Raw genomic sequence first — 12,523 nt, 5'->3', positions numbered from 1 at the left:
CCGCGGGGCCACGCCACGGCTAAACCCGCAATCCCCCGCATGCCCGGTTGCTGGCGGGCGGATTGTTTACCTTGAATGGGCCCATGGAAAAACGCGTCTTGTTCCGCTCAAGCTGGCTGCCGTGGCTGCTGCTGGCTCCCCAGGTCATCGTGATCAGCGTGTTTTTCTTCTGGCCCGCAGCGCAGGCGCTGCTGCAATCGTTCCAGGTACAGGATGCCTTTGGGAGCTCCACCGAATGGGTCGGCCTGGCCAACTTTGAAAACCTGTTCAACGATCCGGGTTACCTGGCCTCCTTCAAAACCACCGCGGTATTTTCCGTGCTGGTGGCCGTGCTTGGTATCTCCTTGTCGCTGACGCTGGCGATCTTTGCAGACCGCATCATCAAGGGCGCGCTGTTTTACAAAACCTTGCTGGTCGTCCCCTATGCAGTGGCCCCTGCCGTGGCCGGTGTGCTGTGGGTGTTCATGTTTTCTCCGGCGCTGGGCGTGGTCGCCTATGCACTGGACCGGGTGGGCATCAACTGGAACCACCTGCTCGATTCCGGCCACGCGATGACGCTGATCGTGATGGCCGCGGTGTGGAAGCAGATTTCCTACAACTTCCTGTTCTTCCTGGCCGGTCTGCAGTCGATTCCCAAGTCACTGATCGAGGCCGCAGCGATTGACGGTGCCCGCCCCTGGCGGCGCTTCTGGACGATCCAGTTCCCCCTGCTGTCACCCACCACCTTCTTCCTGCTGGTGATCAACATGGTGTATGCCTTCTTCGACACGTTTGCCATCGTCGACGCCACCACCCATGGCGGCCCCGGCCAGGACACGTCCATCCTGGTTTACAAGGTCTATTACGATGGCTTCAAGGCCATGGACCTCGGCGGCTCAGCGGCGCAGTCGGTGGTCTTGATGTTCATCGTGATTGCGCTGACGGTGGTGCAGTTCCGGTATGTCGAAAAGAAAGTGCAATATTGATGGTGCCCCCACGTTCGCGCACTGCGTGTCGCTCTCTGCCCCCCAAGGGAGTGCTCTTTTCCTTGGGGCGGCCCGGCGGAAAAGCCTTGCCCCCACGTTCGCGCACTGCGTGTCGCTCTCTGCCCCTTCGCTTACACGGGTTTCAAGGCAACGACCATGGTTGAACGCAATCCCTGGCTGAATTTTCTGGCCCATGCGGTGGTCATTGTGGGCGTCTTGATTGTCGCTTTTCCGCTCTACCTGGCTTTTGTGGCGTCCACCCATACCGCGCAGGAAATCGTGCAGGCCCCGATGCCCTTGCTGCCGGGCAGCCATTTCTGGGACACCTATCGCGCCGCGCTTTTCGGCCGTAATACCGGAACGGGTTCCACCGCGCCTGTTGCCCGCATGATGTGGGTCAGCCTGGTGACGGCGCTGGTCATCACCTTCGGCAAGATCGCGATCTCGCTGCTGTCGGCCTTTGCCATCGTCTACTTCCGCTTTCCCTTCAAGAATTTCTTTTTCTGGGCGATTTTTGTGACCCTGATGCTGCCTGTGGAAGTGAGAATAGGCCCCACCTACAAGGTAGTGTCCGATCTGGGCATGCTCAACACCTATGCGGGCCTCACCATTCCGCTGATTGCGTCCGCCACGGCGACTTTCCTGTTCCGCCAGTTTTTCCTGACGGTGCCCGATGAATTGGTGGAGGCCGCGCGCATGGACGGCGCGGGCCCGATGCGCTTTTTCAAGGACATCCTGCTGCCGCTGTCCAAGACATCGATGGCCGCGCTGTTCGTGATCCAGTTCATCTACGGCTGGAACCAGTACCTCTGGCCTCTGTTGGCCACCACCAGTGAAGAGATGTACCCCGTCGTGATCGGCATCAAGCGCATGATCGCCGGCGGTGACGCCGCCAATGAATGGAACGTGGTCATGGCCACAGCCATTCTGGCCATGCTGCCGCCCGCCTTCGTGGTGGTGCTGATGCAGAAGTGGTTCGTCAAGGGGCTGGTGGATACCGAGAAATAAGCGGAAGTAACAAAAAATGACAAGAACAGACAACGAGCAGGCACAACACCCATGGCATCCATCTCACTGAACAACGTCATCAAGCGCTACGGCGCCGGCAAAAGCAGCGTGCAGATCCTGCACGGCGTGAATGCCGAAATCGCAGACCGAGAATTCATCGTCATCGTCGGCCCGTCCGGCTGCGGCAAATCGACGCTGCTGCGCATGGTTGCCGGCCTGGAGGAAATCAGTGAGGGGCAAATTGCCATTGGGGGCAAGGTGGTCAACGACCTGGAGCCCGCCGAGCGCGACATCGCCATGGTGTTTCAGAACTACGCGCTGTACCCGCACATGAGCGTGTTCGACAACATGGCGTACGGCCTGAAGATTGCGAAAGTTCCGAAAAATGACATCAAGACCCGCGTCGACAAGGCCGCAGACATCCTGGAACTGGGCCACCTGCTGGATCGCAAGCCCAGGCAGCTGTCCGGCGGCCAGCGCCAGCGGGTGGCCATGGGCCGAGCCATCGTGCGCCAGCCCCAGGTGTTTCTGTTCGACGAGCCGCTCTCCAACCTGGACGCGAAGCTGCGCGTGCAGACCCGGCTGGAGATCCAGAAGCTGCACCGCGAACTGGGCATCACGTCCCTTTTTGTCACGCACGACCAGGTCGAGGCGATGACCCTGGCGCAGCGCATGATCGTGATGAACGCGGGCCGCATGGAGCAGTTCGGCACTCCCGAAGAGGTCTATAACCGCCCCGCCACCACCTTTGTGGCGAGCTTCATGGGCTCACCGCCGATGAACCTGCTCAGGCACGCCCCCAACACCGACTTCGGCGGCAAGCCGGGCGCGCTTCTGGGCATACGCCCCGAGCACCTGCAAATCGGCACCACCGGCTGGGCGGTGCAGGTCGACACGCTGGAGATGCTGGGCGCCGAGCGTCTGGTGTACTGCCGCATGGGCGACGAGTTCCTGATCGTGCGCACCGATGAAAGCCTGTCATCCGCCCCCGACATCGGCGCCACCATCCACGTCGCCCCCCGCCGTGACCGCCTCCACTGGTTTGACGCCGAGACCGGGAAACGTTTGCCATGAGCAACCGGCCGGATGATCCGGCACGCGTCGAAGCGGCCGGCCGCAGCGCCGGCCCACCCCGGCAAAGGGGCAGCGCAGCACACGACGTGGCCAGTGTGGGAGCTTCAACCTTTTGGCCCTACCCGCGCTGGATCGCCCACCGCGGCGCCGGCAAGCTGGCGCCCGAGAACACGCTGGCGGCCTTCAAGGCGGGCGCCGCCCACGGCTACCGCATGTTCGAGTGCGATGTGAAACTCAGCGCCGACGGTGTGCCATTTTTGCTGCACGACGCCACGCTGGAGCGCACCAGTACGGGAAAAGGGGTGGCCGGCGAGCAGCCCTGGGACGTGCTGGCAACACTCGACGCGGGACGCTGGCATTCGCCGCAGTTCACGGGCGAGCCCTTGCCGATGCTGGAAAGCATCGCGCGCTATTGCCTGGACAAGGGCTACTTCCTGAACATCGAGATCAAGCCCACTCCGGGGCTGGACAGCCCTACCGGCACCGAGGTGGCCAATCAAGCGGCCAGGCTGTGGCAAGGCGAGACCGTCCCGCCCCTGCTCACGTCGTTCCAGCCCGCTGCGCTGGAAGCGGCCCGGGCTGCGCAGCCCCAGTTGCCGCGCGGCCTGCTGCTCGACACACTGACTGAAAACTGGCTGGAAACGGCGGCAAAGCTGCAATGCGTGGCCATTGTCTGCAATCACAGGCTCTGGAATGCAAGTACGGTGGCACAGGCCAAAAAAGCCGGCTTCAGGACGCTCAGCTACACCGTCAATGACGAACGCAGCGCCAGGCGGCTGATCGGCCTGGGCATCGACGGCATCATCACTGACCGGGTGGATGCCTTCCGGCCGGTTTGATCAACGACGTTCAAGCCGCCTCGTCCGGCCCCAAGCACTCAACGGGATGCAGACGGGGCACCAGGCCCCTCACGCCTTCCACCCCCGCAACAACACCCACTGGCACAGCGCCGCGACCACCACGAGCCCGGCATAGGTCAGCATCTTTCCGTCATGGCCGAAAACCAGCAGCCCGGCCGTCAAAACGGCCGTATTTGCTATGAAAACAATAGCTACCTGCCGCCAGAATGTGGGGACCAGCGGCTTTTTTGAGGTGAAGAATCGGGACAAGAGGCGGGACAACAGCACCAGCAGCATGGCAACAAGCGCAGCAGGCGCCATGAAATTGAGCAGGTGGTTGGTCAGCAGGTAAGCGGTCATGGCAGCGGTTGTGGGGTCACGGGGCACACCCTGCAAGCGGCCCGAGAAAGACGGTTGAGGGTGTTTGATCCAGGCCAAATGCCTGTCCCGCACTTCAATTTTATAATCGGGGAATGTCAGTCTGGGCCCTGGGGCTAAACCATACCACCGCACCGCTCGATTTGCGCGGGCGATTCGCCTATGCCCTGGACCAAATCGAGCCCACGCTGCGCGGCTTGCGCGAGTCGCTGGCCCGCCAGCCCGAGGCCACCCTGCTCTCGACCTGCAACCGGACCGAGATTTATTGCGCAGGCGACCACAACGATCTGGAACACACGCTGGAGTGGCTGGCGCACAACGGTGGCGTCTCGCCTGCCCTGCTGCGTTCGCACGCCTACACACTGCAGGACGACCAGGCAGCCCGCCACGCTTTCCGCGTCGCCAGTGGGCTCGACTCCATGGTGCTCGGCGAGCCGCAGATTCTGGGCCAGCTGAAAGACGCGGTGCGTGCCGCGGAGGACGCGGGCGCCATGGGCAGCACACTGCACCAGCTGTTCCAGCGCTCCTTCGCCGTCGCCAAGGAAGTACGCACCAGCACGGAGATTGGCGCGCACAGCATCAGCATGGCGGCCGCCAGCGTGCGGCTGGCCGGGCAGCTGTTTGAAAACCTGGGCGACATCAGGGTGTTGTTTGTCGGCGCCGGTGAAATGATTGACCTGGCGGCCACCCACTTTGCCGCAAAAACCCCCAAGTCCATGGCAATTGCCAACCGCACGCTGGAGCGTGGCGAAAAGCTCGCCAGCCGCTTCGGCGCCGAAGTCATGCGCCTGGCCGATCTGCCCAGCCGCCTGCATGAGTTTGACGCGGTGATCAGCTGCACGGCCAGCACCCTGCCCATCATTGGCCTGGGTGCGGTGGAACGTGCGGTCAAGCTACGCAAACACCGCCCCATGTTCATGGTTGACCTGGCCGTGCCGCGCGACATCGAGCCCGAGGTCAAGGACCTGCCTGACATCTACCTGTACACCGTGGACGACCTGGCGCACGTCGTCCAGACCGGCAAGGACAACCGCCAGGCCGCAGTGGCGCAGGCCGAGGTGATCATCGATGCCGGCGTGCAGAACTTCATGCACTGGCTGGGCCAGCGCCGCACGGTGCCCCTGATCCAGCAGCTCAATGCGCAAACCGACGAGTGGCGCGCCGCGGAAATTGCGCGGGCCAAAAAACTGATCGCCAAAGGCGAGCCGATGGATGCCGTGCTGGATGCGCTGACGCGCGGCCTCACGCAGAAAATGCTGCATGGCGCGCTGGCGGAACTGCACGCGGGAGACGCCGCCAGCCGCGAGGCCACGGCGCACACGGTGTCCCGGCTGTTTTTGCGCGGCCAACCGCCCAAAGAACACAAAGAGCGTTAGCGCCGGCCTTGCGCGCTGCCGCAGCCGCCAGAACGGTTGCCATCCTGCCGGCGGCTTCGCCGGTGTGCCCCCCCCATTTATCGCCGCCCCGGCCCCCTCGATTCGATGAAACCATTTCTTCGCCAAACCCTGGACCGCCAGCTTCTGCGGCTGCATGAACTGGATTCGCTGCTGTCAGCCACCGACGTCGTGAGTGACCTGGACCGCTTTCGGGCGCTGACCCGCGAGCATGCCGAAGCCAGCGTGGTGGCCGAGCAATACACCCGGCTCACCAGCCGCGAGGCCGACCTGGCCAGCGCCGAGGGCATGCTGGCCGAAGCCAAAGACGACCCCGAGATGGCAGCCATGGCCGAAGAGGAAATCGCCGCCGCCAAGCTGGATATTGCCCAACTCGATGAGGCCCTGCAGCTGATGCTGATTCCCAAGGACCCGGACGACGCGCGGGCGGCCTTTATCGAAATCCGCGCCGGCACGGGCGGCGACGAGTCGGCACTGTTTGCCGGCGATCTCTTTCGCATGTACACGCGCTTTGCCGAGCGCAACCGCTGGCAGGTCGAGATCATCAGCGAATCGCCCAGCGAGCTCGGTGGCTACAAGGAAGTGGTGTTGCGCATGGACGGTCCGACCGATGCCACGGGTGTGGGCGTGTACGGCAAGCTGCGGTTTGAATCGGGCGGCCACCGCGTGCAACGCGTGCCCGCCACCGAAACCCAGGGCCGCATCCACACCAGTGCCTGCACCGTGGCCGTGCTGCCCGAGCCCGATGAGGCGGTGGCCATCCAGATCAACCCGGCCGACCTGCGCATAGACACCTACCGCGCCAGCGGCGCCGGCGGCCAGCACATCAACAAGACCGACTCGGCCGTGCGCATCACGCACATCCCGACCGGCATCGTGGCCGAATGCCAGGATGACCGCAGCCAGCACCGCAACAAGGCCAAGGCGCTGCAGGTGCTGTCAGCCCGCATCGTGGAAAAAGACCGCTCGGAGCGCGCGGCGAAGGATGCGGCCATGCGCAAGGGCCTGGTCGGCAGCGGCGACCGCAGCGACCGCATACGCACCTACAACTTCCCGCAGGGGCGCCTGACCGACCACCGCATCAACCTGACGCTGTACAAGCTGCTGGCCATCATGGAAGGCGATTTGGGCGATGTGATCACCGCGCTGCAGGTGGCGCGCGGCGCCGAACAGCTGGCAGAGCTGGAAACCGCCAGCAACGGTTTCTAGATGGCCGGCTTCCGCTTCTCACATGCCAAATCGGCCTCGGGCCCAATTTTTACCCGCGCAAGTAGCTATTGTTTTTATAGCAAATGCAGGACACCCCAATGAGCCAACCGATAAACCAGCCCACCTGCGCCCAAGCCCTGAGTGCCGCCCAGGCATTGGGGCTGGATCGGCTGGACGCCCAGTTGCTGCTGCTGCATGCGCTGGGCAAGCCCGCCATCGACCGGGCCTGGCTGCTGGCGCACGACACCGATCAGCTGACGGATGAAGTCGCCCAGCGTATGCGGGCATTCAGCCTGCGCCGGGCAAGGGGTGAACCCCTGGCCTATATCGTCGGCAGCAAGGAGTTCTTTGGGCTGGAACTGCAGGTGGATGCCCGGGTGCTGGTGCCCCGCCCCGACACCGAAACGCTGGTGCATTGGTCACTGGAAGTACTGCAGGCGCCCGCGATGACGGAACGGCCGCAGATTCTGGACCTGGGCACCGGCAGCGGCGCCATTGCACTGGCCATCGCGCACAGTCTGCAGGCGGCCGGCCGACCAGCCCGGGTTGTTGCGGTGGACGCGAGTGCCGGCGCACTGGCCGTGGCCCGTGAAAATGCCCGGCGCCTCCAGCTGGAACTCGAATTCAGCCAGAGCAACTGGCTGGATGAAGTTGGTGGACACTTTCACCTGATCGCCAGCAATCCGCCCTACATCGCCAGCGCTGACCCTCACCTGGTGGCGCTGGCGCATGAGCCTTTGGGGTCGCTGGCCGCGGGACCAGACGGGCTGGGGGACATCCGGCAGATTGTGGCGAAGGCGCCCGAACACCTGGCGCCCGGCGGCTGGCTGCTGCTGGAGCACGGCTATGACCAGGCGGCTGCGGTACGCGGTCTCCTGCGCGAGCGGGGCTTCGCACAGGTCCAGAGCCGGCTGGACCTGGCCGGCATCGCACGCTGCTCGGGCGGTCAATGGCCGGGTTAAGTATCCCGCGTGGAGTTCGGCAGGTCCGGACGGACCAGTAGCACCCGAGCACCGGGCCTCAAACAGCGGGATAATCAAATAGTTGAATTCTGATTGCCAGATTCCATCTATTGAAGAACGACCCGGCCGAAAACCTCTGTTTTTCGACCCCGCACGGGCTCTGAGCGCCCATTCCAAAAGGATTTCACCATGAGCACTACCGACACCACCCAGCAACGCATTGACCAGATCGTCAAATCCAGCGACGTCGTCCTGTTTATGAAAGGCACGGCCCAGTTCCCGATGTGCGGCTTTTCAGGCCGCGCCATCCAGGTGCTGAAAGCCTGCGGGGTGAACAAGCCTGTGACGGTGAACGTGCTGGAAGACGAGGAAATCCGCCACGGCATCAAGGAATACAGCAATTGGCCCACCATTCCCCAGCTGTATGTGAAGGGCGAGTTCATTGGCGGTTCGGACATCATGATGGAGATGTACCAGAACGGCGAACTCCAGCAGGTGCTGGGAACGCCCACCGCCTGAGAGCTGATTCGTTATTGCCCCCTGGCCCGACCGCAGCGAGCCAGGCACGCGGTTAACGCGTATAGCCTTCGCAGGCACCCGCGTTCACCGCCCCTTTGCATTCGCGCTTCAGGCGAGCCACGCGCTGGCTGACCGTCTCTTCGGATCCGGGCATGAACTTGACCTTGCTGGCGCGGGCTTGAGGTTTGGCCGGCTTTTTGCCGGGCTTGGCCTTTTCAGACTGCGTCGCGGTTTGTGCGGCCTCGGTAGCCTGCACATGAGCGGTGCCCTGCACCAGCGCGGCAACCACCAGCAGGGCATGTACAGCCCCGAAAACGGACTTCTTCATTTCCTCTCCCCTTTTCCTGCTTGTTGATCTTTTGATCTTTTGATTTTCCGGATGCGGCTGAACTCCGGCTGAACTCTGTCAGCTGCTTAAACACTCATTGCAGCTTGGGGTCGCCGTAGTTTTCATCATCGGGCGGGGTGTCAGCCGGCATGCGGAACTCCTCGCTGGCCCAGGCGCCCAAATCGAGGTTTTTGCAGCGCTCGCTGCAAAAGGGCCGGAAAGGATTGCTCGGCGCATAGATGCTTTCGCCGCCGCAACCGGGGCATGCCACCCGCTTGACGGGCCTTGAGTCTTCATTCATGGCTGACATGGCCTCAAACGGTTCTGCTGGAAATCAGGCGCTCAGGAGCAAAGGGTCAATTCAAACGTCGAATCGTCGGTGCTCGCATGCAGCCTGTCATCGCTCTCGTGGCGCATCAGTCGAACCGAAACGATCAGGCGGTTGCCACTGATTTCGGGAATCAGCCCCTTGGCGGGGTCGATGCGCAGACGCAGCAACTGGAAGGTGCGCCCTTGCGGCAGGGTCTGCTGGTACTGCCCACCCGGTGCCACCACCTTCTGCGGCGCGCCGGAGTCACGCAATAGCGTCAGCAGCACGCGTATGGATTCAGCCAGCGGCACGAGCGGTGCCACCCAGCGCTGCAAGTCGTGCTGGCGTGTGGCGGAGCCCAGATGCTGCCATGCATAGTAGGCCGGAAGGTCAAACTCGCAGGTTCCGCCCGGAATACCGACACGGCTGCGTATGCTCATGAGCCAGTCGTTCTCGGTCAACGAATGCCCTGCCTTGCCCGGGAGATTGTTCAGGGCTGCAAAGCAGCCCTCAAGCTGCCCCGTGACTTCATCAAGCACCGCTTCAGAAATGGCCGGGTTGCCGCGGTAACCGTTGAGAACATGCTTCTGCTTCTCGAGATCCTTGAGCACGTCGGTTTTCAGATCCGCCCGGGCACCCACATCCATGATTTCGAATATGGTCGTGATGGCATAGTGATGATCCGTCGGACTTTCCCGTTCCACCAGTTCACCCAGGCGGCGGAACAGATGCTCCAGGCGCAAATAGGTGCGTATGCGTTCGTTAAAAGGATACTCGTAAAGAATCACAGCGCTATTTTCGTCAACTTCATGGGGAATGCTTGTCTGCGCATCATAGCCCGAAGCGGCTTGCAAGCTGTGCCACCTGCAAGCCAAGGGCTTCAAGAGACAGGCCATCGTTATAGATGCAGATATCGGCTGCCCCCAGCCGCTGCGCGCGGCTGGCCTGCCCATCGATTATTTTTTCAACAACTTCACGCGTCCAGCCGCTGCGCCCGAGTTCGCGGGCCATGACCCGGGCGATCTGGGTGGCTTCGCTGCAGTCCACCACCAGAACCCGGTCCAGCTGCTGCCGCCAGCGCCCCGACTCGACCAGCAAGGGAATATCAAAAACGATGCATGAACTGCCCGCCTGCGCGGCTTGGCTGTACTGCCGCGAGCTTTCCTGGCTCACCAAGGGGTGGATGATGGCCTCCAGCTGCCGCCTGACTGCCGGGTCGTTGAAGGCAAGCAGACGCATCCGGTCACGGTCCATGGCCCCGCTGGCCGTGAGGGCGGCGCTTCCAAACTGGCGGGCGATTTCGTTGATGGCAGCGCCTCCAGGCGCCGTCACCTGACGGGCGATGGCGTCTGCATCGACCAGCGTTGCGCCCCGTCCCACCAGCAGGCGGGCCACCGTACTCTTGCCGCTGCCTATGCCGCCAGTCAGTCCGATACGCTGGGCTGCGAAGGGCATGGCATCACAAACCCACAAACTGCAGAATCGATTGAGGCCCGAACACCATGGCGGTAAATCCCGCACCCGCCAGGAAAGGGCCAAACGGCACGTAACCGCCCTCGCGCAGTCCGCTGGAAAACTTCAGCGCAATGCCAATGATGGCGCCAATGATGGATGCCATCAGGATCATCGGAATCAGCGCCTGCCAGCCAAACCAGGCACCCAGTGCGGCAAACAGTTTGAAGTCGCCGTAACCCATGCCTTCTTTTCCGGTCACCAGTTTGAAGGCCCAGTACACCAGCCAGAGCGAGAGATAACCGGCAATCGCACCCCACAGGGCACTGTACAGATTCACGGCCGGATTCCACTGCAGCGCCGCCACGATCAATCCAGCCCACAGCAAGGGCAAGGTGATGTCGTCCGGCAGCAAGGTCGTGTCCCAATCAATCAGTGCCAGCACCAGCAGCGCTGCCGAAAATCCGCACCAGACCAGCGCAGCGAGCGACCAGCCCCAACGCCATGCGCAAAAGAAAAATAGGGCGCCGGTGATCGCCTCCACGATGGGATAGCGCACGCCGTAGGGGGCGCTGCACATGGAGCATTTCCCGCGGAGGAACAGGTAGCTCGCCACCGGGATGTTCTCGTACCAGCGAATGACATGGCCGCAATTGGAGCAGCGCGACCGCGGTGCCACCAAATTGAATTTTTCTCCGGGCTCCACGGATTTTCCGGCCAGGTCGGCGCACTCCTGCGCCCACTGCCGCTCCATCATTTTGGGCAGGCGGTAGATGACGACGTTCAGGAAGCTGCCGATCAGCAGGCCAAAAAATCCGGCCAGCAGCGCCTCAAACTCCGGCCCCAAACCCAATCCCGTCGGCATTAAACGACTTGACCCAGCTTGAAAATGGGCAGGTACATGGAAACCACGATACCGCCAATCAACGTGCCCAGAAACACGATGATGATAGGCTCCATCAGGCTGGACAGGCCGGCCACCATTTCATCGACTTCCGCCTCATAGAAATCGGCGGCCTTGCCCAGCATGTGGTCGACCGAGCCGGACTCCTCACCGATGGCGCACATCTGCAGCACCATGGTGGGAAACAGGTTGGCATTGCCCATCGCCGCCGTCAGGCTGGTGCCGGTGGAAACTTCCTGCTGGATTTTTTCCGTGGCATCAGCATAGAGCGAATTGCCGGATGCGCCTCCCACGGAATCCAGCGCCTCCACGAGCGGCACGCCGGCCGCAAACATGGTGGAGAGCGTACGGGTCCAGCGGGCAATACATGACTTTTCAATGAGGGGCCCAAACACGGGCACCTTGAGCAGGAGCCGGTCCATGAACTTCTGCATCTTTTCGTTGCGCTTCCACGCCTGCATGAAAAAATACAGGGAGCCACCAATGCCTCCAAAAATCAGCCACCAGTAAGCCACGAAGAACTCGCTGACGGCTATCACAAACAGCGTGGGTGCCGGCAAATCGGCACCAAACGAGGTAAACACCTCCTTGAAGGCCGGGATCACAAAAATCATGATCACCGCCACCACCACAAAGGCCACCACAACCACCGAGATCGGGTACATCAGGGCGGACTTGATTTTTGACTTGATGGCCTCGGTCTTTTCCATGTAGACCGCCAGGCGATCCAGCAGGGACTCAAGAATACCGGCGGCTTCACCGGCCTCGACAAGGTTGCAATACAGCGCATTGAAATACAGCGGATATTTGCGAAACGCAGCGCTCAGCGAAGTCCCGGTTTCCACATCGGTGCGTACATCATTGAGCAGTTTGGTCACGCTGCCGTTGGGGTTGCCGCGACCGACGATGTCAAATGACTGCAACAGGGGCACACCCGCCTTCATCATCGTGGCGAGCTGGCGGGTGAAAATGGCAATATCCTTGGGCTTGATGGCCTTGCCCGAGCGCATGCTGCGCTTCTTGATTTTGGTGGGCAACACACCCTGCCGGCGCAAGGAAGACTTGACCTGGTTCTCGCCAGAGGCACGGATCTCGCCACGGACCGGTTTACCCCCCCGGTCCTTGCCCTCCCACTCGAAAACAAATTCCTTGACGCCTTTGGATACTGCAGTTGCCATGAT

At 62.2% G+C, this 12,523-nt stretch carries 15 protein-coding genes; 8 read left to right on the top strand and 7 right to left on the bottom strand.

All coding sequences use genetic code 11. The annotated features are described in order from the left end of the window. Nucleotides 1–83: 83 nt before the first annotated feature. From ugpA to ugpQ, 4 genes are all read left to right on the top strand, one after another. A complete protein-coding gene (gene ugpA / locus BPRO_RS04215) occupies nucleotides 84–965 on the top strand; it encodes a sn-glycerol-3-phosphate ABC transporter permease UgpA (protein WP_011481814.1) in 882 nt (293 codons plus the stop codon). Between the two features lie 156 nt (nucleotides 966–1,121). Then, a complete protein-coding gene (gene ugpE, locus BPRO_RS04210; RefSeq protein ID WP_011481813.1) occupies nucleotides 1,122–1,973 on the top strand; it encodes a sn-glycerol-3-phosphate ABC transporter permease UgpE in 852 nt (283 codons plus the stop codon). A gap of 51 nt (nucleotides 1,974–2,024) precedes the next feature. Then, complete coding sequence (locus BPRO_RS04205; protein ID WP_011481812.1) at nucleotides 2,025–3,047, top strand: sn-glycerol-3-phosphate import ATP-binding protein UgpC; 1,023 nt, start codon at nucleotides 2,025–2,027, stop codon at nucleotides 3,045–3,047. Between the two features lie 95 nt (nucleotides 3,048–3,142). After that, a complete protein-coding gene (gene ugpQ, locus BPRO_RS04200; RefSeq protein WP_011481811.1) occupies nucleotides 3,143–3,886 on the top strand; it encodes a glycerophosphodiester phosphodiesterase in 744 nt (247 codons plus the stop codon). A gap of 69 nt (nucleotides 3,887–3,955) precedes the next feature. Here the strand turns inward: ugpQ and BPRO_RS04195 are convergent, their stop codons facing one another. After that, entirely contained in the window at nucleotides 3,956–4,246 is a 291-nt protein-coding gene (locus tag BPRO_RS04195) for a hypothetical protein (RefSeq protein ID WP_041389220.1), read from the bottom strand. A 113-nt stretch (nucleotides 4,247–4,359) separates the two neighbouring features. Between BPRO_RS04195 and hemA the strand changes: the two genes are divergently transcribed. From hemA to grxD, 4 genes are all read left to right on the top strand, one after another. After that, a complete protein-coding gene (gene hemA, locus BPRO_RS04190; RefSeq protein ID WP_011481809.1) occupies nucleotides 4,360–5,640 on the top strand; it encodes a glutamyl-tRNA reductase in 1,281 nt (426 codons plus the stop codon). A 105-nt stretch (nucleotides 5,641–5,745) separates the two neighbouring features. Next, entirely contained in the window at nucleotides 5,746–6,867 is a 1,122-nt protein-coding gene (gene prfA / locus BPRO_RS04185; protein ID WP_011481808.1) for a peptide chain release factor 1, read from the top strand. A 98-nt stretch (nucleotides 6,868–6,965) separates the two neighbouring features. Next, entirely contained in the window at nucleotides 6,966–7,829 is an 864-nt protein-coding gene (gene prmC / locus BPRO_RS04180) for a peptide chain release factor N(5)-glutamine methyltransferase (protein WP_011481807.1), read from the top strand. Between the two features lie 189 nt (nucleotides 7,830–8,018). Continuing rightward, complete coding sequence (gene grxD, locus BPRO_RS04175) at nucleotides 8,019–8,348, top strand: Grx4 family monothiol glutaredoxin (protein ID WP_011481806.1); 330 nt, start codon at nucleotides 8,019–8,021, stop codon at nucleotides 8,346–8,348. A 52-nt stretch (nucleotides 8,349–8,400) separates the two neighbouring features. Here grxD and BPRO_RS04170 read toward each other — a convergent pair whose 3' ends face one another. The 6 genes from BPRO_RS04170 to BPRO_RS04145 all read right to left on the bottom strand — a co-directional run bounded on the left by BPRO_RS04170 (nucleotide 8,401) and on the right by BPRO_RS04145 (nucleotide 12,520). Continuing rightward, entirely contained in the window at nucleotides 8,401–8,676 is a 276-nt protein-coding gene (locus BPRO_RS04170) for a hypothetical protein (protein WP_011481805.1), read from the bottom strand. A gap of 94 nt (nucleotides 8,677–8,770) precedes the next feature. Beyond that, complete coding sequence (locus BPRO_RS04165; RefSeq protein ID WP_011481804.1) at nucleotides 8,771–8,977, bottom strand: DNA gyrase inhibitor YacG; 207 nt, start codon at nucleotides 8,975–8,977, stop codon at nucleotides 8,771–8,773. Between the two features lie 41 nt (nucleotides 8,978–9,018). Beyond that, nucleotides 9,019–9,774, bottom strand: a complete 756-nt coding sequence (gene zapD, locus BPRO_RS04160; RefSeq protein WP_011481803.1) for a cell division protein ZapD — start codon at nucleotides 9,772–9,774, stop codon at nucleotides 9,019–9,021. A gap of 43 nt (nucleotides 9,775–9,817) precedes the next feature. After that, nucleotides 9,818–10,441, bottom strand: a complete 624-nt coding sequence (gene coaE / locus BPRO_RS04155) for a dephospho-CoA kinase (RefSeq protein ID WP_011481802.1) — start codon at nucleotides 10,439–10,441, stop codon at nucleotides 9,818–9,820. Nucleotides 10,442–10,445: 4 nt separating this feature from the next. Then, a complete protein-coding gene (locus BPRO_RS04150; protein WP_011481801.1) occupies nucleotides 10,446–11,303 on the bottom strand; it encodes a prepilin peptidase in 858 nt (285 codons plus the stop codon). Further along, nucleotides 11,303–12,520: a type II secretion system F family protein gene (locus BPRO_RS04145; RefSeq protein WP_011481800.1), complete on the bottom strand. Its 1,218-nt coding sequence runs from the start codon at nucleotides 12,518–12,520 to the stop codon at nucleotides 11,303–11,305. The genes BPRO_RS04150 and BPRO_RS04145 overlap by 1 nt, the downstream gene beginning before the upstream one ends. Nucleotides 12,521–12,523: the final 3 nt, after the last annotated feature.

This window comes from Polaromonas sp. JS666 (assembly GCF_000013865.1).
Classification (GTDB): Bacteria; Pseudomonadota; Gammaproteobacteria; order Burkholderiales; family Burkholderiaceae_C; genus Polaromonas.
This window is presented reverse-complemented; position numbering and strand designations above follow the sequence as displayed.